General features: G+C 47.8%; 16 protein-coding genes. 13 read left to right on the forward strand and 3 right to left on the reverse strand.

Translation table 11 applies throughout. The features are described from left to right. Nucleotides 1-4: 4 nt before the first annotated feature. Nucleotides 5-967, reverse strand: coding sequence for an N-acetylglucosamine kinase (locus MHH92_RS01820; RefSeq protein WP_340901649.1), 963 nt, complete (start codon nt 965-967; stop codon nt 5-7). 356 nt (nt 968-1,323) lie between these two features. Here MHH92_RS01820 and MHH92_RS01825 point away from each other — a divergent pair, with 356 nt between their 5' ends. The 7 genes from MHH92_RS01825 to nagZ all read left to right on the forward strand — a co-directional run bounded on the left by MHH92_RS01825 (nt 1,324) and on the right by nagZ (nt 9,607). Beyond that, nucleotides 1,324-2,676, forward strand: coding sequence for an ABC transporter substrate-binding protein (locus MHH92_RS01825; protein WP_340901650.1), 1,353 nt, complete (start codon nt 1,324-1,326; stop codon nt 2,674-2,676). A gap of 55 nt (nt 2,677-2,731) precedes the next feature. Beyond that, nucleotides 2,732-3,655, forward strand: a complete 924-nt coding sequence (locus MHH92_RS01830; protein WP_340901651.1) for a carbohydrate ABC transporter permease — start codon at nt 2,732-2,734, stop codon at nt 3,653-3,655. Between the two features lie 64 nt (nt 3,656-3,719). Beyond that, the gene (locus MHH92_RS01835) at nt 3,720-4,553 is read left to right on the forward strand and encodes a carbohydrate ABC transporter permease (RefSeq protein ID WP_017691096.1); all 834 of its coding nucleotides are present in this window, start codon (nt 3,720-3,722) and stop codon (nt 4,551-4,553) included. 233 nt (nt 4,554-4,786) lie between these two features. After that, complete coding sequence (locus MHH92_RS01840; RefSeq protein WP_340901652.1) at nt 4,787-5,896, forward strand: ABC transporter ATP-binding protein; 1,110 nt, start codon at nt 4,787-4,789, stop codon at nt 5,894-5,896. Nucleotides 5,897-5,944: 48 nt separating this feature from the next. Then, nucleotides 5,945-6,655, forward strand: coding sequence for a hypothetical protein (locus MHH92_RS01845; RefSeq protein ID WP_340018966.1), 711 nt, complete (start codon nt 5,945-5,947; stop codon nt 6,653-6,655). Then, nucleotides 6,655-7,851 (forward strand): DUF1343 domain-containing protein, encoded by a 1,197-nt coding sequence (locus MHH92_RS01850; protein WP_340901653.1) that lies wholly within the window; start codon nt 6,655-6,657, stop codon nt 7,849-7,851. The genes MHH92_RS01845 and MHH92_RS01850 overlap by 1 nt, the downstream gene beginning before the upstream one ends. A 31-nt stretch (nt 7,852-7,882) precedes the next feature. Continuing rightward, nucleotides 7,883-9,607 (forward strand): beta-N-acetylhexosaminidase, encoded by a 1,725-nt coding sequence (nagZ, locus tag MHH92_RS01855; RefSeq protein ID WP_340901654.1) that lies wholly within the window; start codon nt 7,883-7,885, stop codon nt 9,605-9,607. 161 nt (nt 9,608-9,768) lie between these two features. Here the strand turns inward: nagZ and MHH92_RS01860 are convergent, their stop codons facing one another. Continuing rightward, a complete protein-coding gene (locus tag MHH92_RS01860; RefSeq protein WP_340901655.1) occupies nt 9,769-11,064 on the reverse strand; it encodes a serine hydrolase in 1,296 nt (431 codons plus the stop codon). Between the two features lie 371 nt (nt 11,065-11,435). Between MHH92_RS01860 and MHH92_RS01865 the strand changes: the two genes are divergently transcribed. Next, nucleotides 11,436-13,409, forward strand: a complete 1,974-nt coding sequence (locus tag MHH92_RS01865) for a methyl-accepting chemotaxis protein (protein ID WP_340901656.1) — start codon at nt 11,436-11,438, stop codon at nt 13,407-13,409. A gap of 218 nt (nt 13,410-13,627) precedes the next feature. Continuing rightward, nucleotides 13,628-14,824: a DUF2087 domain-containing protein gene (locus MHH92_RS01870; RefSeq protein ID WP_340901657.1), complete on the forward strand. Its 1,197-nt coding sequence runs from the start codon at nt 13,628-13,630 to the stop codon at nt 14,822-14,824. Nucleotides 14,825-15,148: 324 nt separating this feature from the next. On the opposite strand, the gene MHH92_RS01875 is transcribed toward MHH92_RS01870, so the two are convergent. Then, nucleotides 15,149-17,149, reverse strand: a complete 2,001-nt coding sequence (locus MHH92_RS01875; protein WP_340901658.1) for a methyl-accepting chemotaxis protein — start codon at nt 17,147-17,149, stop codon at nt 15,149-15,151. A 445-nt stretch (nt 17,150-17,594) separates the two neighbouring features. Between MHH92_RS01875 and MHH92_RS01880 the strand changes: the two genes are divergently transcribed. From MHH92_RS01880 to MHH92_RS01895, 4 genes are all read left to right on the forward strand, one after another. After that, a complete protein-coding gene (locus MHH92_RS01880) occupies nt 17,595-18,299 on the forward strand; it encodes an AzlC family ABC transporter permease (RefSeq protein WP_223199960.1) in 705 nt (234 codons plus the stop codon). After that, a complete protein-coding gene (locus MHH92_RS01885) occupies nt 18,290-18,619 on the forward strand; it encodes an AzlD domain-containing protein (protein WP_076253932.1) in 330 nt (109 codons plus the stop codon). Before MHH92_RS01880 ends, MHH92_RS01885 begins: the two co-directional genes overlap by 10 nt. Nucleotides 18,620-18,947: 328 nt before the next feature. Further along, nucleotides 18,948-19,745 (forward strand): NAD-dependent epimerase/dehydratase family protein, encoded by a 798-nt coding sequence (locus MHH92_RS01890; protein WP_340907609.1) that lies wholly within the window; start codon nt 18,948-18,950, stop codon nt 19,743-19,745. Between the two features lie 304 nt (nt 19,746-20,049). Beyond that, nucleotides 20,050-20,706 carry an SGNH/GDSL hydrolase family protein gene (locus MHH92_RS01895; protein ID WP_047840427.1) on the forward strand — a complete coding sequence of 219 codons (657 nt, stop codon included), beginning with the start codon at nt 20,050-20,052 and terminating at the stop codon, nt 20,704-20,706. Nucleotides 20,707-20,823: the final 117 nt, after the last annotated feature.

Below are 20,823 nucleotides of genomic sequence, written 5' to 3' on the forward strand. Positions count from 1 at the left end.
TCTTTTAAAATGATTCTTTCAGGGAACGGCGTTTTCTTGCCAGTTGTGCTGCACCAACCGCTGGAGCGGGGGCATCTTCACGATATACAAAGTCCAACTCTTCATAATATTCAGATAGTTTGTGAATAAATGTATTTCGGAAAAGTACAACGTATCGAAACAGTGATCCGGACAGGACAACCGGAGTGGTTGCAAATTCGGGATGACGGGCAATCAGCGCCTTGGCGGTATCCGCCAATTGTGAGGCTTCGTCAATGATCAGTGCCTGGGCGGCCTCATCTCCGAGTTCAGCTGCTTCCATAGCTAAGCGGGCGATGGATGCGGTCTCGGTTTTGCCCCAATCCGTCTGATACACTCGCGTCTTTAACTCCGATATATCCCGAAGGTTCAGATTCTTTAGAAGAAGCGGGGTTAAACAGGTTGGAGGAAGAACACCGTCATAACTCTGCATAACCACTTGGAGTGCACGTTGCCCAATACGATAGCCACTCCCCTCATCTCCGAGCAGATGACCCCAGCCTCCTGCACGGTATCGCGCGCCTTCCCGCGTAAATCCGTACACGATGGAACCTGTTCCAGAGATACACAATACACCGTGCGTATGTCCGAGAGAGGCCATCAGAGCAATCTCTCCTTCGGATACAACCCAGAGTGGACAACCTTCTGATGCCTGTTGATTACGACTCTTCATATAGTTATTTACTGCTTCGGCTATAAGTTGCCGTTCTTGGATCGTATCTACACCTGACATACCAAGGCATATACCCTCACAATTTGTCGATAAATCACTTATTAGATTAAATAGCTGTTCCAGCACTCGTTGCAGTTCGGAAATGGCCTGTTCATTTGATACGCTGTGAGGATTCGTGGGACCGCCGCTGAGTCGGGCAAGAATTTCACCAGATTCAGAAATGATTGCTGCGTCAGTATTGGTACCGCCTCCATCTACGCCTACATATACTCGCAAAGTGGCTCACCTCGCTTGCTTGGGTTTTCTTTTTACATAGTATAGTTGCATGAAAAGAAAAAGTAAAATTAAATTTTATAATAAAAAATAATGTTGAATTTTTATTTTACAACTCATATAATGAATTCAATCTACAATTTTGGAAGGAATTAATACTGTTAATGTCAATTAAGTTGACGTTAATATTGCATTTAAGAGATTTAGCTTGCGACTGGCAGGCCCAATCTACAGGGGAGGTGCTTTTCCTTACTGCCGCGTGTATAGGTGGACGGCGTTTGAAGGCTGAACGATCACAAAGGGGTAGCATGGTTAGGCAATGAAAGAATTGGATGATGACATGCAAAGGAGATGAAGGGATGAAAAAGAAGGGTCTGGTATGGGCAATGTTGTTGATGATGGTTTTGGTTACTGCCTGTGGGAATAGCGGAGGTGCTGCTTCGGATGACCCGAATGCCGATGATACGGTAACGGTATGGACCTATCCTGTACATGGCACATATGAAGATGAACTGAAGGATCTAATCTCTGATTTCAATAAAGAACACCCGAACATTACCGTGAAGACGGAAATGCTTTCTTGGGCGGAAGGGCCCAAAAAATTCGATGTCGCTCTGAACGCAGGTAACCCACCGGATCTTTACTTTCATAGCGTAGACGGCACATATGTGAATACGGGATTGGCACTTGAGCTGGACAGCTACCTGACACCTGAGATCAAGGACGACTACCTGCCGGGCACGCTGGATTTAGGCCAGATTCAGGGGAAACAGTATGGACTGCCGTTGTATCAATTCCAATGGGCTTGGGGTGGGAACAAACGCATTCTGGAGGAAGCAGGAATTGATTGGAAGTCCATTCAGCAAAATGGCTGGACCTGGTCCGAATTCAACGATGCTGCTGCCAAGCTGACCAAAACGCTGGATGGCGGGGCCAAGCAATATGCACTGGTTACCGACGGAACCTCGCTTGACTTCATTGAAATGCTGTCCCGGAATAACGGGATGATCGATGTTCTTGATAAAGACGGCACGTTCCAATGGAATGATGGTCGCATTCTGGATACCCTCTCTTTTATCAAAAACCTGATGGATCAAGGGTATATGCCGAAGGAAACGGCGGCTCTTGCTCCAGCAAAACGGACGGATATGTTCTACGCGGGGGAAACGGCGATTATCTCCAAAGCGATTCCTTATTATGATGTGATGATTCAGAATCGCAACAAGGACATCGATGATGGCAAGGTGCAGGGAGAGAAGATTGATTTTGTCCTGTTGCCTGTACCACATAATGATGATCAACCTGCGGCCACAACGCTGGGCGGCGAAGGGTATGTAGCCTTCAAACAGAAAAAGGACAAGGGCGAACAGCATGCCAAAAATACGTTCCTGGTGATGGAGGCGCTTAGTGGTGCCAAAGCAGGGAACTCGGCCAATGAACTGGCGCTTCCATTCGTAAGACAGTCCCAGGTGGATCTGTTTAAAGGAAAAGAGCTTGGTCAACCGGATAATCTGGCTGCTGCAAAAGTCATGGCAGAGAATATCGCGATGCCGGTTGTACTTGAACTGGATATCGACAAAGCATCTCAGCAAAAACAATTCAAGGAACAGGTGGTGAAGCCTAATATTCAGGCGCTGTTCTCGGGTGAGAAAACACCGGAGCAGATCGCAGAAGACTTCAAGAGCAAAGGCCAGCAGATGTTTGGACAGTAACTCAGACAATCAAACATAACGTAAAACCACACTGATTAGGAGAGGAGGATTCGCCATGCAGACCGCCCTTGCGCCAAAACCGTCAGTGCCTCGGACTTCCCGGGTTGCCCGGTTTTGGCGAGACTACGGGTGGGCGTATTTGTTTATTTTGGCGCCTGTCCTGCTGTTTCTCATTTTCACACTGTATCCTGTTCTGACGGCTCTTGTGATGAGCTTCCAGAAATACAACATTATGAACTCAACGTGGGTTGGATTGGATAACTACGAGCGTTTAGTGAAGGATGAGACGTTCTGGAAGTCGATTAAAAATACAGTGATCTTCACCGTGGGCACAGTCCCGGTCAATATTCTCATTACATTTGTACTGTCTTATTTCATCTATCAAATGAAAACTAAATGGCAGACTTTTTTCAAAGCTACCATGTATCTGCCTGCGGTAGCCTCCGGGGTAACCATCTCCATTGTATGGCTGGCAATCTTTGATCCTACCGATTCGGGGCTGCTCAACCGTTTTCTCGGCTTGTTTGGCCTTGATCCGGTGATCTGGTTGGGCCAGTCGGGAACGTCACTTTTTTCCCTCATTCTGATGAACTGGCTTGGATCGCACGGAGCGGGCATTATTCTGTATCTGGCAGCCATGGGTGGTATTCCGAAATCGCTGTACGAAGCGGCGGATATTGATCATGCCAGCGGCTGGACCCAGTTCAGCAAGATTACATGGCCGCTGCTCAAACCAACGACGCTGTATCTGCTCGTCACGGGTGTCATTACATCCTTCCAGGTGTTTATCTCGGTTTATCTCATGACACAGGGTGGACCAAACTTTGCGACAACAACAATCGCTTATCTGATCTATGAAACGGCATTTAAATTCTATGAGTTCGGATTGGCTTCGGCTCAGTCGTTTGTACTGGCGATTATCATCATTGTCATCTCCGTCATACAGTTCAAATATTTCTCCAGCGATATTGAGTATTAGAGGTAGTTCAAAACACGGACTATTAGAGCACGTTGCATTAAGCATCCGGGGGTGAATGAAATCCATGAAATCAACACAGAAAAAGATTCTGCTCGTTGTTGCATCCATTCTGCTGGTAGTCTGGGCGCTGGTGACGGTCATTCCGATGTATTGGATGCTCGTTGGTTCGGTGCAGGATAGCGCGATGTCGGCTTCGTTTAAACCACAGATGATTCCGGAGCAGTTGTCGTTATCACCATATGAGCGCTTTTTTGCCAAAACTGATGCCTGGCGCTGGCTGTACAATTCGCTGCTCATCTCGATCATTCTGACCGTCACAAATGTATTCTTCGCCTCCCTGGCGGGATATGCGTTTGCCAAACTGAAGTTTCCGGGTAGTCAGGCGGTATTCTGGACTTTGCTTGGGACCATGATGATCCCGGCGCAGGTGACACTAATTCCTTTGTACATTCTGATGGTTAACGTGTTTGACTTAGGGGATACGTATACGGCCATTATTCTGCCTGCTGCCGTTAGCGTAGGGAACATATTCCTAATGAAACAGTTCATGTCCACGTTGCCCACATCGCTGATTCATGCGGCACGTATCGATGCATGTAGTGAATTCGGTATCTTCTGGAAAGTCATTCTGCCGATGGCAAAGCCGGGAATTGCGGTGCTGGCGATATTCACGTTTGTAGCTTCGTGGAATGAATTCTTCTGGCCGTTCCTCATTACCAATTCCAACGAGATGCGTACTATTCAGGTGGGGCTGGCCTCGTTTGTATTTGCCGAATCAACGGATTTCGGCGCAATGATGGCTGGGGCTACAATAGGTGCGCTGCCCATGATCATTCTGTTTTTCTCACTGCAACGTTATTTCCTACAAGGCATTACGATCGGTGCAGTCAAAGGTTAATTCCAATATATGTTCAACTAAACATTTACACTATAACGGAGAGGACAGAAATAACCTGAAGAAGCGAAAGCGTTCGCCTTTATCACCGGATTTCCCCTTTTATAAAGGAATCAAAGAAATCTGGGGATAACAGCGATCGGAAGGTTGTTCTGTCATCGGAGTGCAAGTGTAAATATTCGTTAGTTGAACTTATATAGTTCAGGACAAGCGACAACGTAAAGGGGGATCTACCTATGGCACGCGTGGAGTTTCGCCAAGTGCGCAAAGAATTCAAAGACGATCATAAAGGAACGTTCACGGCTGTGGCCGGCTCGGACTTTGTTATAGAAGATAAGGAATTCGTAGTGTTTGTGGGTCCTTCGGGCTGTGGCAAGACAACGTCACTGCGGATGATTGCCGGACTTGAAAAGCAAACAAGCGGTGATATTGTGATCGGTGACCGGCTAGTTAACGATCTGCATCCGAAGGATCGCGATATCGCGATGGTGTTTCAGGATTATGCACTCTATCCGCATATGACCATCCGTGAGAATCTTTCCTTTGGCCTGAAAAACCTGAAAAAGCCAAAGTCCTATATTGATGAACAGGTGCAGAATGCGGCCTCCATTCTGGGACTGGAAGCGATGCTGGAGCGCAAACCACGCGAGCTGTCTGGTGGTCAGCGCCAGCGTGTTGCGGTGGGACGGGCGATCGTCCGTGATCCGCAGGTGTTTTTATTCGATGAACCACTGTCCAATCTGGATGCCAAGTTGCGGGTACAGATGCGGGTGGAGTTGGGTGAGCTGCATAAACGTCTCGGTGCCACGATTGTGTACGTGACGCATGATCAGGTAGAAGCCATGACACTTGGGGAACGCATCGTGGTCATGAATCATGGAGACATTCAGCAGGTGGCTTCACCAAAAGAACTGTATGCGAGTCCGCGGAATATGTTTGTTGCCGGATTTATCGGTTCTCCGGCGATGAACTTCATTGATGCCCGGATTGAAGGCACGCAGGTTGTCGTGGACGGTGCATCATTCACCTTGCCAGAAGATGTACTCGCTCGTCTTCAGAGTCATCAAGGCAAGCCGGTGATTATGGGTCTGCGTCCAGAGCATATTTTTGGTGATGATGTCGCTCCGAATATCCCAACAGACCATATGCTGCAGGCACGAGTTCAGGTTGTAGAACATCTGGGCTCCGAGAATTTGGTGTATTTCCATTCCGGTACCCGTACTGTTACGGCCAAGGTTCACCCAGAAACACATGCTTATGTAGGTATGGACAAAAATTTTGTGCTGGACCTGCGTAAGGCGCACTTTTTCGATCCAGAGACGGAGCTTGCGATAGGACGTGAGTAAGAGACGATGCCTGGTGAAGAAGGAACGGTGAGAAAGGGGAGAATAAAAATGCGTAAGCTGAGTGAAGTATTGATTAAGTCGGGCGCGGAAATCTATCGGGATATTATTTCGGTGGCCTTGTACAGTGTCGTTAGTTCCATCGTATTGGTTCCCATTCTGATGTTTGCTCCGCTGCCGATCGCTATACTGCTTCTGGCTTTGATGTATATGCCCATCCTGTTCGGTGTTTGTTATGCCGTACATCACAGATTGGAACGTAAGGAACGGCGCAATGGACTTAAGGATATCTGGGTCGGAACATTGAAGGGAATAATCCCGGGAGGCTCGGTGGGTGTGCTTTTCGCAGTGCTTGGCTTCATTCTATGGTCAACCTGGTGGTATTACGGTGGACAGGGTGGAATTACAGGTACAGCAGTGGGTGTATTCCAGACGTTCTTTGTTCTCATGGCGCTGATGTCACAGTTCTATACCTGGCAGCTTTTTTTACAAAAAAACATGGGCATCGTTCAGGCGATGGGGGAAAGTGTAAAGCTGTTCTTCCGTCACCCTGGGTACACGATGGGCGCTTGTTTTCAGGCCATGTGCCTGACGGCTCTGCTGATGCTGACTGTCGTTGGTTTCGGAGCGCTGTTTGGAGGTATGTTTGCCATCTATCAGCATAAGGTTGCTCTTAATGTGTTGGAGCCTGAAGAAGAGCCTGTCGTAACAGGTGGTAATGATCACCAGCATACAGGCTGGGTCAGCCAGGGGAATGTGTGATGGGTCAGTTGAATGGGACCGAGCAGATCCCGGCTGTAAAAGCGGGAGTTGATCTTCTGTCCAGAGGGTTATCGCATCCATGGATAACGGGTAATCGAATCGGTCTAATTACAAACCCGACTGGTATTACAGCGGATTTTGTATCGACAATAGATGTGTGCGCCGGACTGGCTAATACCGAGCTTACAGCGCTCTATGCCTGTGAGCACGGACTGTCTGGAGAGCTTCAGGCGGGTGTCAGATTCGGAGACATGTTTCATCCACGTCTGGACATTCCGGTGTTCAGCCTGTATGGAGATTACAAGAAACCTACACCTGCAATGCTGGCTGGAGTGGATACGGTGCTGTTCGACATTCAGGATGTGGGCATCCGTTATTACACGTATGCCTCAACCTTGTTCCATATGATGGATGCCTGTGCTGGAGCAGGCAAACGTATACTGATTCTGGACCGTCCCAATCCGCTCGGTGGAAACGTTGTGGAAGGCGGTGTGTTGAACGCGGGGTATGAATCACTCGTGGGCGCTTGGCGTGTACCTGTACGTACCGGATTGACGGTAGGTGAACTCGCCCTGATGGTCAACAGCGAGATGGATGTACCTTGCGAATTGGACGTGGTTGCCATGGAAGGATGGCAGCGCTCCATGGAGTTTGCGGATTGTGGGCTTCCCTGGATGTTACCCTCTCCCAATATGCCCACGCTGGATAGTGTGCGGGTATATGCGGGTACATGCCTGCTCGAAGGCACTAATGTATCGGAGGGCAGGGGCACGACCCGCCCATTCGAGTGGATTGGGGCACCCTGGGTTGACGGTGAACGTTTGGCGGAACGATTTCGGGAATACAAGCTGGAAGGTGTGCATGTGCATCCAGTGTACATGTCCCCAACATTCTCCAAACATGCAGGTGAGCTGTGTGGTGGTGTAAGGATTTTTGTAACGGACAGCAGGAAATTCCGAGCGGTAGAGACAGGGCTAGTGCTTTTGCATGAACTGGTGTCACTCTATCCGGAGCAATTCTGCTGGCTGGAGCCACCAGAGCCGGGTTCAAGGTACTTTATCGACCTGCTGGCAGGGGGGAAGGAAGTCAGGGAAACGATCTATGACCGGGCGGGCTTCGTTCGTTTAATCGAAGAGTGGAATGTACAAGCAGCGGAATGGAAGGAGCGGCGAAAGCCGTTTTTGTTATATGAATGAATGGATGTTTGTTATCGGGGGGAGGCATGAAATGAGTGGGCCAAAAGAGTTATACCATTCGAGGCTGAAACAGATGACCTTGCGTGAGAAAGTCGGGCAAATGCTGCTTTGTGGCTTTCATGGAACCGAAGCTGCTGGCGATGTGGAACCCTTTCTCCGAAAGTATCCCATCGGTGGCGTGATCTATTTTGCGCGCAACGTTGAGTCGCCAGAGCAGGTAGAGCGGTTATCGTTAGGGCTACAACAGATTGCCAAAAGCAGCGGTAATGTGCCGCTCTGGATATCCATTGATCAGGAGGGCGGCATGGTTGCACGAATTACCGAAGGAATCGCCTTGATGCCTGGACCAATGGCCATTGCCGCTGCCGGTTCCATTGACGATGCATATCAGGCGGCATATATCAGTGGGTTGGAGCTGAAGTCCATGGGCATTAACATGAACTTTGCTCCGGTATTGGATGTGAACAATAACGCGGCCAATCCGGTCATCGGTGTACGATCATTTGGCGAATCTCCACAATCGGTTGCAGAATATGGGGCCAGAACCATTGCGGGAATACAGGACGCTGGAATTGCAGCGACAGCCAAGCACTTCCCGGGGCATGGGGATACGGATACCGATTCTCATCTGGACCTCCCGATCATCACTCATGATCGTGAACGGGTAGAGCGCCTGGAGTTGATTCCATTCCGAGCCGCTATCGCCGAAGGTGTCGATGCCATGATGTCGGCGCATATTTATTTTCCTGTACTGGAGCCAGAGCGTCTGCCCGTAACGCTATCGAAAACCGTATTAAGCGGTCTGCTTCGCCAGGAACTGGGTTATGAGGGCATGATCGTGACAGATTGCATGGAGATGGATGCTATTGCCGTTAACTATGGCACTGTCGATGCAGCCGTAATGGCGGTAGAGGCCGGGGCAGATCTGGTGTTAATTAGCCATACGGCTAAGCTTCAGGCAGAGGCATTTGAAGCTTTGTTAGCAGCTGTGAGGAGCGGGCGGATTAGCGAGAGACGTGTTGATGAGTCGGTGAATCGCTTGCTGATGTACAAGGCGAAGCGTGGTTTACTGGAGAGTGAAACGGGCGGTGCAGGTGATGAGGAAGTGAATATTGCAGTATCGAACGCATCATTGCCAAAGGTATCAAACGCTCCTGCTCTATCCAGTGGGTCGGAGCGCAACAGTTCATTACACCAAGAGGTTGCCCGCCGTATTAGCGAGAACAGTATCACACTGGTGCGCGATCAGCTGAATATGTTGCCTTTGAAGCCGGAACGCACGCTGGTCATAACGGTTGCCACGTCCGTGACGACAATTGCCGACGAACAGTTGACTCAGACGTTCACCTTGGGTTCAGCCTTATCCATTTATGGTCTGGATGTTGTCGATCTGACGGTCACGCCCGAGGAAGTTGCCATTCGTTCCGCCCGTCTGCTTCAGGCAGCGGAAGCAGATGACATTCGGCAGATTGTGGTGGGAACCTACAATGCGGGAAGTCCCTCCGGCGATCCACAGTGCAGGCTGATTGGTTGGATACAGCAATTGGGCAAACCGCTGGCTGTTGTGGCATTGCGAAGCCCCTATGATCTGCTGGCGCTCCCGGATGCCGAGGTCTATGTAGCGGCTTACGAGAGCCGGCCACTTGCCATGGATAGCGTCGCTCAGGCGCTGATGGGGCGCATTCCTTTTGCGGGGAAACTTCCTGTAACATTAAAGCAAACAGATGATGAAGAGCGGATGTCTCCTAGGCATTAATAAGAATATGAGTAAATCTACCTTTTGCAGGATGAAGAAGAGATGGATTGTGGGTTGAGCGAAACGGAAGTGTGAGTCGTTAAAATGAGAACATATACAACACAAAGAGACGATCCTTTAAAGGACCGTCTCTTTGCTCATTATAAGCTATTAATTATAGATTATTGCAATTGCAGTGCTTTGGCTGTATGTGCCTCAACTTCATCCAAAAGTGAAGTCATGTCCATACCTGCGTGGTTGCCAAGCAGGATAATGGTGATATCATCGGACAGATTACGTGAAAAGGCTGTGGCAAACCCGCCACCACTACCGTTGTGGAAGACGGTACGGTTTGCGCCATTCTCTTTGAGAATCCAGGCGTAGCCATAGTTTTTATCAGAATAAGGCTCATACATCTGTTCAATCGTATCCTGGCTTAGAATCTTGTCCGTATACAGCGCACGATCCCATTTCAGCATATCGTCCACCGTGGAATAGATGGTTCCTGATCCGGATTGAGACACATAGTAAGGCGCAGTTACCCATGCGTTATCTTCTTGAACAAAACCACTAATCGTGTGCACTTTACGGGAGGCCTCTCCCGAATTTTTCATACCAAGTGGTTTCAGTATCGTTTGTTGCACGTAGTCGGCATAACTCATGCCAGAGACCTGTTCAACGACGTATGCAAGTAAAACATACCCGCTGTTGCTGTACAGATAGGCACTTCCTGGTTCAAACTTCAGCGTTTTGTGGCGAATCTCCTCTACAGTCTCTTCCATAGAAGTTCCTTCACCCCGACCAAATGCAGATGGCAGACCTGAAGTCTGGGATAACAGCATATGCAGCGTGATCTGATCTCCCTTTGGTATACCAGAGATATACTTGGAGATTGGATCTTGCACATTAATCTTACCATCCTCCACGAGACTCAGAATGGACGCGGCCGTGAAGGATTTGCTCAGCGATGCGATTCGGGTCTTTTGATCCGGTCGATTCAGCGTCTGTTCATCGGCAAGTCCGTAGCCTTGCTTTAGAAGTACTTCACCATCGCGGGCGATCAGAGCCATACCTGGATAGTTGATCTCGCGCAGATATGTATCCACGCTGGCAACCTCGCTGTTCAGCAGGCTGACTTGATCAGTGACCATACTTACACTCATCTGCCCCGTGGCTGTGCGTTGGACCTTGATGTCTGCCTTGATTGCATTAGCCATGGCCCGGACAGGTACCATCAACGTACCGTTAACGGTACGTGAATTCACACCTGTAGCCAGATCGACCTGGTTTACCCTAATGGAGTTGCTGCCAGCCTGAAGGATCAGCTTGTCTCTGCCAACGGTAATGGTAGCCGTCTTGGTGCGATTATCCCATTTCAACGTGCCTTTAACCGATGTGACCACATCCCGCAGTGGAACAAACGTTGAGCCTTTGATTATAAGTGGTGCGTTCTTCCAGGATTGTTGCTCACCATTCACTTCAATGTGAACTGCTTGCGTCGCCTGCGCTGCGGATACCGTAATACCAGCTTGTCCCAGAATCGGGCCTGCACACAGGATAAGCGCTAACAGAATGCGGAATATGGATGAATATACCGTGGAAATACGTTGTCTTTCATTTGACTTGCGTAAGATTTGAATCCTCTCCTTCCAATCGTTTCATGAATAGCCAGCTTATGAGCATTGTAAACGATCTCGCTAAGGGGGTCAAAACGAATAGAAGGATTAGGTGAATCCATCTAAACTGACCGAAAAGATTAAATTTGTACTAATTTAGTATCTATACATAATATTTTTACAGCAATTGTCCGATAAAAGGATGGGTGAAGATTATGATGGGGGATAGTTATATGAAGAAAAGGATTCGAAATTGGTTTACTTTAACCGTAAAAAAACGCCTGATCGCTGCATTGCTCCTGTTCCTGATTGTACCGAGCATTACTGTTGGTTGGTTGTCTTATCAAAAAGCTGCTGACCAGGTTAAAATGGAAATTATTCGTTCCGCACAAGCCAAAACAGAAATGCTTAGTCTGCAGATAAATCAAATGCTGGATATGGAGAAGGATAACGCAGCGCAGATGGCTGCGGGTATTACTTCAAACGATATTATTACTAAATCCCCTGCACTGCAAAGGCAGATGGATCGGATGTCTCAGAATCATAAGGAACTGGGTGTACTTACCGCAGGTTCCGAAGATGGCAGCTGGATGAAGTCCCCTGAATCCGAGGAACAGAATTATGATCCTCGAGAACGTTCATGGTATAAGATGGGCATGTCCCAGGATGAACCGGTAATCTCGGATACGTTCCAGTCGGCTTCGACGGGCGAATGGGTTGTGACCGCAGCGGTCAAGCTGGCTGACGGCAAAGGGGTATTCGGTGCCAATGTCAGTCTCAATCATCTGAAAGAATCCGTTGATCAGATACGTATTGGTAAAGAAGGCAAACTGTACATGCTGGATAACGGGGGCAAATTCCTGTTCCACTACAATATCGAATCCGGTACACAGTCGGATGAAAGCTACATTAATGAGATGTATACGAAGGAAAGTGGAACGGTGAAGTATACATATGATGGTCACGAAGTAGAAGCTGTGTATTTCACCAATCCGGTGACAGGTTGGAAAATTGTTGGCGAGATGGTTCCTTCCGAAGCAAGTGAAGCCGTAATGCCTATTTTGATCCGTGCAATTACAATTGTCGCATCTGCATTGGTTATCGGGTTGATTCTGCTTATATTCATTATCCGCAGCATTCACCGGCCATTGCTGCAATTAACGCAGGCAGCATCCAAAGTAAGCGCTGGGGATCTCACCGTTCGGGTAGGTTTGCAGCGCAAGGATGAGTTCGGACAGCTCGGGGAAAGCTTCGACACGATGACGACTTCACTTCGTAATGTGCTTGGAGAGGTACATGATACGTCCAGCCAGCTGGCAGCATCTTCTGAAGAACTGATGGCAAGTTCCGAACAGACATCCAAAGCCACAGAACAGGTGGCCGAACTGATGCAGGATGCAGCTGCGGGAACGACTTTGCAGAACAATAGTCTTGCTGCTACAGGTCAACTCGTGGGCGAAATGTCCATTGGAGTCAAAGAGATCTCATCAAGTGCTGAAGACACCGCTCGTATCGCTCTGGATGCATCCACGAAGTCGGAAGCGGGTATGTTTACAGTAGAAGAAGCGGTTACCCATATTCAGCAGGTGAATGATGAGAGCAAAGCCATGTCTGTGGTCATTGAGGATTTGCGCGCGAAAAATGAAGAGATTCTTGTGATCGTGGCCGAGATTACGGCCATTGCCAAGCAGACGAACATTCTCGCTTTGAATGCATCTATTGAAGCTTCAAGAGCTGGCGAGCAAGGGCGCGGATTCGCGGTTGTAGCCAACGAAGTGAAGACACTGGCTCACAGTTCAGGCGCTTCAGCTGAGCGGATTAATGAGCTTATGCATGAGATGCAGGAGAAAACCAATGCGGTGCAATCGACTTTTGCCCGTACAGGAGAAGGTATGGTGAAGAGTTCGCAGATGGTTACAGAAGCGGGCGAAGCATTCAATAACATTCGTACTGCAGTACAGTTGGTGGCTGCACAAGCTGGAGAAGTATCCGCGGCTTCCCGTCAGATTGATGGCGGCATGAGTCATATCAACAAGGCAGTAAGTGATACAATGGTTCTGTCGGACAGAATTGCCTCTGGAACGGAAGATGGATCAGCGGCGGCTCAAGAGCAGTTGGCTACAATGGAAGAGGTTGCAGCTTCTTCGGCAGCATTGTCACGTATGGCTGAAGATCTGCAAAGCATGATTGAACGGTTTAAGTTGTAACAGGGATTGAAATGAGACTGCAGGGTTGCGACCCTGCGGTCTTTTTTCTGTTGAACAAGGGGCATCCGTTATGTCTTTAAACACAGCATTCTTTTCCGTTATATTGACATATAATAAACAAAAATATATTATATCTATAAATAAACAAACATAATTATAAAATATTTGATTAATATACGGTTGGAATGACCATAACAATGATAAAAAGGAGCTTTTACATGAAATCATCGGAATCCTGGTTGCAAACAGCTTCATTGGAAGAGATCAAGCGTGGTTATATGGAGGACGGTCCCGCCTATATATGTGTCTGCTGCGGATACAGGACGGAAGCGGGGATTATCTATCCTGAAGATGGAGTGCTCTATGAGGCAGCCCGTTATATGCGAGTGCACATTGAGAATGTTCATGGATCGGTATTTGAATATTTGCTGGAGCTGGATAAAAGCGTAACCGGATTGTCTGATGTCCAGCGGGGCTTGTTGTCACAATTCTATGAAGGCAAGAAGGATGCTGAAGTACAGAAGACCCTTGGCATCGGGAGTGCTTCCACGATCCGGAATCATCGGTTTGTATTGAAGGAGAAGGAACGGCAGGCCAAAATATTCCTGGCATTAATGGAACTTCTCAAAAGTAAGGATACACAGGCTCCAGCCGAATGGGTGTCTCCGGTGACAAGGCATGAACATACGATCCATCCGAACTCATTTGATATTACAGAACAGGATCTGGAGAAGGTGTTAAACAAGTATTTTCCAGAGGGTACTGGCGGTCGGCTGACGACGTTTCATATGCAGCAAAAGCATAAATATATTGTGCTCATCGAAATTGCCAAACGATTCGAGACAGAGCGCAAATATTCCGAGAAACAGGTCAATGAGCTGCTGAAGGAAGTTCATGATGATTACGTGGAAATACGGAGGTATCTCGTCGACTATGGTTTGCTGGAACGTGAGCCAGACGGCAGTCAGTATTGGCTGGGAAGCCACACAGATCAACAGAGCGCCAAAGTTGGAAAACAGGAGCGCAAAGAAAAGGGGGAGCAGGAGAAGATGAATCGTCGCAAAGAATTGCAGGAACAGGCCAAAGAAGTTAAAACGGAAGCGGGCGTCTACCAGATTCGGAATGAACGTAACGGTAAAGTTTATATCGACAGCACACTGAACCTGAAAACCATTAACGGACAACGGTTTATGTTACAGATGGGTAGCCATCTGAATCGAAGATTGCAGGCTGAATGGAATGAATATGGAGAGAATGCTTTTGTGATCGAGGTGCTGGAGACATTGAAACAAGATGATAACCCGTATTACGATCCCAAAGATGCACTCGCCAAATGTCTGAACCGCTGGTTTGAACAGTTAGAGCCCTACGGAGATCAAGGGTACCACGGAGATAAAAAGCATTCTGCTGAATAGGAAAGTCATTTCCTTTCTGAAATGCCTGACCTTTTATAACCCAAAAGCCCCTTTGCCAATATGATGGCAAAGGGGCTTTTGGTATTACAGACTACTTGTTATATAAGTTGAACTAATCTTTTACACGATAACGGAGAGGACAGAAAAAACCTGAAAAAGCGAAGCGTTCGCCTGCAAGCTTTCTGAAAGAAAGCTACATCGGAAGCATACGCTATCCCCGGATTTTCCCCTTTGGAAAAGGGAATCAAAAAATCTGGGGATAACAGCGATTGGAAGGTTATTCTGTCATCGTAGTGTTAGTGTAAACAATCTTTAGTTCAACGACTACAGCTTGAATTGTTCAACCAGCTTCTGCAGCTTGTGAGCCAGATGGGCAAGGGAATCAGCAGAGGATGATATCTCCTGCATGGAAGCCACTTGCTCCTCCGTAGCAGCAGAGATGTTCTCCGTTCCATCGGCATTGGTTTCCGATATGGCGTGGATCTGATCAATGGATTGCACCACTTCGGCTGTACTTGCAGACATCTGTTGTGAGGCGGCTGCAATGTTCTCAAGCTGATGATTGACGACCCCAACAGCCTCACTAATCTGGGCAAAAGCTTCATCTGCAAACTGCACGGCACGAATGCCGTTGCTCACATCCTGTTGCCCGATCTGTACATTCTGGTTGGCCATTGAAATCTCCTGTTGAATTGCTCCAACCATCTCTACAATCTTCTGGCCGGACAGGCTCGATTGTTCCGCCAGCTTGCGGACTTCGCTGGCAACAACGGAGAAGCCACGTCCATGCTCACCTGCACGTGCTGCTTCAATAGAAGCATTGAGAGCAAGCAAATTGGTCTGTGCAGCGATATCTGTAATGACAGATACCATCTCACCAATGGATGTGGAATGCTGTTCAAGTCGTCCAGCAGTATCTGCCATACCTTGCACAAAGCGACTGACGGAACTCATCTCGGATACGGCCGTCTGCATGGTTGCATTCCCTTTATCCGCGAGCTCACTTGCTTGCATGGCAGCTTCGGATACTTGCTGTGTGCTGTTCGTTACCTGTCCCACACCTCCAGCAAGTTCATTCATCTGTAGTGCCGTATGTTTCAGGTTGCTTGTTTGTTTCTCAAGTCCAGCTGCGGATTCTTCCGTGATCAGGGCGACTTGCTCTGTTGCTTTGGTTGTCTCCGATGAGTTGACTGCCAATTGTGTGGATGAGGCGGTTAACTCGTCAGCTGTGTGTCGCACGTCCTGAATAACGGTTCGCAAGGATTCGCTCATCTTATTGAAGCTGGTGCTCAGCTTGCCGAATTCATCCTGTCCCAATACAGCAACCTCGATGGTCAGATTACCATTACTAATTTCGTCAGATGCCTTCACCAAGCGGTTCAGTGGTTTGGTGATTGATTGCACAATCCAGAAAATAATGATGGAGCTTACCGCAATTGCAATCGCGACAACAATAAGTGTGGTATATAGGATCGGACGGACAGAAGCCGTCACTTCCCCACTGTCAATGACACCAACCACGGTCCAGCCCGTCGTTTCATTGGTGGAGAAAAAGGCGTGTTCCTGGTTTCCATTTAGTGTATAGGTCAGACTTCCGTTTTTCTGTGCAAAAATATCTTTATAGGGTGCCATGGTTCCTTCGGTCCCCGGTTTTTCGGTAGGATGTACAATGATTTTATTGGCATTATCAATGATATAGATATAACCCTTCTCGCCAATCTTCGTGGAGTTAACCGTCTTCGAGAGGGCTTCAAGCGACAGGCTGACAGAGACGACACCATGGCCATCCGCTGAGGTCTGAGCTACTGAAGCAACAACATTGCCGGTATTGCTTGATAAGTAGGGGGTGATTACGGTAGGGACATCTTTGTTCTGCGTAGCAGCCTGATACCACGGGCGTTCGCGCGGGTCATAACCTTCTTTGTTCACCGCAGTTACAGGGGAGTTAATATACACGCCCTGATCGGTACCGATGGAGGCAAGTTCCACGTCATCATGCGTTTCCTTGTAAGCGTCGAGCAAGGTACGGATGGTATCTGTTTCGTCACCCTGATTGGGTCCGACATTGCCTGCATCCAGCTGACTTGCCAGGAAATCAACATTTTTGCGTGTTGCACCAATGATCTGGTCAATAGTTTGGTTGAGCACAGTAACACTGCTGATCGCGTTCTCATACATTTTCTCTTCAACCTTGGCATCAGCTGTTTGGAACGAGATAATGCCCAGACTAATGGTTGGAATGAGCAATACAATGGCAAATGACAAAATCAGTTTCTCTCTCATCTGCATTGTTCTTTTGACCCCTTGTTTACGAATTTTTTTCATACACATTCCCCCTCTGTGTAACCCATCCCCATGTCTAGTGGACAAGCCCATCTGGTAAAAGATATTTCATTCCATCCTTTCCAGAAGTTTCTGGTGCTATCGTATGACAAATTTCGCGTTTATTCAACATAATTTATGAGTTTCGCGAAAATATTTTTCGATTTTGTAGGTATTTAGGATTACATCTGTTCTATAAAAGTAATCTGTCTCTCCCTTAGTGCACATCTTGTGGTATATTTCTGAATTAATGTGAAGTGAATTCTGCAAAATCTGAAATCCATAGGGCATGTAACTGGTCATGTTGAATACACAAAGAAGTTGTTTTCATGAAGAATGGACCTGGATGGATCTACATCCATATATATCGGTTTATGGGGACCGAAATTGGAGAGGGGTTGTACGGCAGTTGGACCAAAGTACACTACAGATATCTGGACGGGAAAACATGGAAGAGGTCCGGGATCAAGCTACATTCATGCAAGGGGTCAAAGATTGTATCCCAACCCTGCTTGGTTATTTGAGTATTGGCTTTGCGGCGGGTGTCATTGAAATGACCGCAGGTCTGAGTCTGGCGGAAACGGCACTGCTCAGCCTGATTTTATATGCAGGATCGGCTCAGTTCATTGCAGCAGGCATGCTCGCATCGAATGGGTCAGCAGTAGCCATTATGTTCACCATATTTTTTGTGAATCTTCGCCATTTGCTGCTCAGTGCGGCTGTATCACCGTATTTTCGGCATCTGACCCCGCTTAAAAATATGTGGATTGGTTCACTGCTTACCGATGAGTCTTTCGGCGTTGCGATGACACGTGCAATTGGCAGAGAAAGGCTCAGTGAACGCTGGATGCACGGTCTGAATATTACCGCATATCTGAACTGGTTCGTGGCTAATATGGCGGGAGCGTACTTTGGACGCTGGATCACTAACCCGGAACGACTGGGTCTGGATTATGCCCTGCCAGCGATGTTTATTGGACTGGTTGTACTCCAGTTGGTGCATCGCAAAAACAAAAAAATACACATTAATGTGGCTATTATCGCCGTGGTCTGTGTAATCTTCGCCAGCATGGCTTCACTTGGCAGCATGAGTGTCATTGTGGCTGCGGTCATTGCGGCAACGATGGGAGTGTTCATGGAACGATGGAAGTAAGATGGGATGTATTCTGGATTATTATGGGTTCGGCGCTATTAACATTTATCCCGCGTGTACTGCCACTGATGCTGTTCAGCAAGATACAGATTCCGATGTGGTTGTTACGCTGGCTGGAGTATGTACCCGTAGCAGTCATGGCAGCGCTGATTGGTCAGGAACTATTCATGTCGGGCAACCAGTTGGTGCCGATTACGCAAAATGCAGCTCTGTGGGCATCCCTGCCTACGATTGCAGTAGCCATCTGGACACGCAGTTTGCTGGGAACCGTAATGGTCGGTATTGTGGCTATGATGATACTGCGATATTGGATCGGATAGTTGAACTAAGGAATATTTACACTAACCACTTCGATGACAGAACAACCTTCCGATCACTGTTATCCCCAGATTTTTTAATTTACTTTTTTAAAGGTGAAAATTTTGGGATAAGCGTATGCTTCCGATGCAGCTTTCTTTCAGAAAGCTTTTAGGCGAACGCTCCGCTTCTTCAGGTTCTTTCTGTCCTCTACGTTCTCGTGTAAATGGCTAGTTCAACTTATATAGGTTGTATTGTAATATCCGGTAATTCCTTCGCCTGATCGGTTAATACTGTTCTATAGAGGACAGATAGCCTATCTGAGCGAAGGGAGCTGGATTCATGAGTGAACTGAAGCGCAAGCTGTTAATTACGGGAGCTGCCGGAGTCATTGGTCGCAGTCTGCTGGAGGGGTTGAGAGCTAAGGGTGCGTATGACATCGTTGCGGCTGATCTGCGTGAAGACGAGGAAGCTGGCATTGTAGCCATGGATGTGACCGATGGGGAACGCCTGAAGGAACTGATGCAGGGGGTTCACACCGTTCTGCACATTGCCTGGGCCAAGGATGAGGAAGATTTTCTGGGCAAAGTTCTGCCAATCAACGTAACCGGAGCCTACCATGTGTATGAAGCTGCACGATTAAACGGTGTTCAGCGGGTGATCTTTGCAAGTTCCAACCATGCGACAGGCTTCTATCCTACAGGTGAAGATATTGAAGTGGATGACCCGTACCGGCCGGACAGCTTCTATGGACTTAGCAAATGTTATATTGAACTGCTGGGACGTTATTACGTCGACAAATATGACCTGTCCTCATTCAACATTCGAATTGGAAACTTCTCGGGTGATACATATCCGCACTCGGAGCGATCGGCTCATATTTGGATATCACCAAGGGACATGGTCCAGCTCGCCGAGTGTTGTATTGAGGCGGATTCGGATATAAAGTATCTGAATCTGTACGGGACTTCAGCGAATACAGACAATTACTATGATATTGGCTATCTGGCGCAGAAGATTGGATACCGCCCACAGGATGATGCGGCCGAGTTGTGGGAAGAGGCAAAGCTTAGAGGCGTACTCGACAAACAGGATGAGACAGCCTATCAGGGCGGAGGCCATGTGGAGAAAGAACCAAAAGATTTATAAGATTGGGTATCTATATAAGATGAATGAATCAATTACACGATAACGGAGAGGACAGAAAAAACCTGAAAAAGCGAAGCGTTCGCCTTTATCCTCGGATTTTCACCTTTATAAAAGGGAATCAAAAAAATTTGGGGATAACAGCGATTGGAAGGTTGTTCTGTCATCGTAGTGTCAGTGTAAATATATGTAGTCCAACTTATATAGTGATGAAAACGCTATTTTCTATTGTGGCCGAAAGGGATAAAATGGAGACTGAGGTGTTCAGTGTTTCCATTTTGCACAAGAGGAAGGAACGATTTCAATCATGAGTACAAGTCCATCCGTTATATTGTTTCAGGGAGACTCGATTACAGATGGGGGAAGATCACGTAATGATGATCCAAATCATTTTCTCGGACACGGGTATGCGTATCTGATCTCCAGCAAACTGGGTATGGAACTGGCGGGCAAGCAAAAGACCTTCTATAACAGAGGCATCAGCGGGGATCGGGCATCGGACCTGTACGCACGCTGGAATGAGGATACCATTAGTCTAAAACCGGACCTGATCAGCATCCTGATTGGGGTTAATGATGCCTGGCGCACGATGAATGGTGAACCTAGCGGGGTAACGGATCGTTTCGGACGGGCGTATCGCCATTTGCTCGAAGAAACTCGGGAAGTAATGCCGGATACGGGGCTGATTTTGATGGAGCCGTTTATTCTGAGAACCGGAGCGACTGCGGAGAAATGGGAAGCCTGGGAAGAGTATGTCGGTCAATATCAGAAACTGGCCCAAGGTCTTGCTGAAGAATTTGGAGCTGTGTGGGTACCATTGCAGCAGACGTTTAATGACGCTCTGAAACAGGCGGATGCAGCGTACTGGTTGTGGGATGGCGTACACCCAACCGCAGCAGGTCATGAGCTGATTGCACGCCAATGGTTGTCTGTTGTACAGAATTCTTCGCTTGCGATTGTGTGATAACAACAGCGGACAGCTAGGATATGGGCAACAGCATTATAGGTATTCAGGATTAATTGAGGATGAGGATATAAGATAGTTAAGAATATGAGATAACCATAAAAAGCCTGTGGTGAC

The organism is Paenibacillus sp. FSL M7-1414, assembly GCF_038003195.1.
Classification (GTDB): domain Bacteria; phylum Bacillota; class Bacilli; order Paenibacillales; family Paenibacillaceae; genus Paenibacillus; species Paenibacillus amylolyticus.

Bases quoted from the DNA above. Each gene is read 5' to 3' on its own strand.
- MHH92_RS01885 (WP_076253932.1), top strand. From the start codon at position 18,290: ATGGAAGTAAGATGGGATGTATTCTGGATTATTATGGGTTCGGCGCTA.
- MHH92_RS01850 (WP_340901653.1), top strand. From the start codon at position 6,655: ATGGGTCAGTTGAATGGGACCGAGCAGATCCCGGCTGTAAAAGCGGGA.
- MHH92_RS01895 (WP_047840427.1), top strand. From the start codon at position 20,050: ATGAGTACAAGTCCATCCGTTATATTGTTTCAGGGAGACTCGATTACA.
- MHH92_RS01870 (WP_340901657.1), top strand. From the start codon at position 13,628: ATGAAATCATCGGAATCCTGGTTGCAAACAGCTTCATTGGAAGAGATC.
- MHH92_RS01875 (WP_340901658.1), bottom strand. From the start codon at position 17,149: ATGAAAAAAATTCGTAAACAAGGGGTCAAAAGAACAATGCAGATGAGA.
- MHH92_RS01835 (WP_017691096.1), top strand. From the start codon at position 3,720: ATGAAATCAACACAGAAAAAGATTCTGCTCGTTGTTGCATCCATTCTG.
- MHH92_RS01830 (WP_340901651.1), top strand. From the start codon at position 2,732: ATGCAGACCGCCCTTGCGCCAAAACCGTCAGTGCCTCGGACTTCCCGG.
- MHH92_RS01840 (WP_340901652.1), top strand. From the start codon at position 4,787: ATGGCACGCGTGGAGTTTCGCCAAGTGCGCAAAGAATTCAAAGACGAT.
- MHH92_RS01880 (WP_223199960.1), top strand. From the start codon at position 17,595: ATGGAAGAGGTCCGGGATCAAGCTACATTCATGCAAGGGGTCAAAGAT.
- MHH92_RS01865 (WP_340901656.1), top strand. From the start codon at position 11,436: ATGAAGAAAAGGATTCGAAATTGGTTTACTTTAACCGTAAAAAAACGC.
- MHH92_RS01845 (WP_340018966.1), top strand. From the start codon at position 5,945: ATGCGTAAGCTGAGTGAAGTATTGATTAAGTCGGGCGCGGAAATCTAT.
- nagZ (WP_340901654.1), top strand. From the start codon at position 7,883: ATGAGTGGGCCAAAAGAGTTATACCATTCGAGGCTGAAACAGATGACC.
- MHH92_RS01825 (WP_340901650.1), top strand. From the start codon at position 1,324: ATGAAAAAGAAGGGTCTGGTATGGGCAATGTTGTTGATGATGGTTTTG.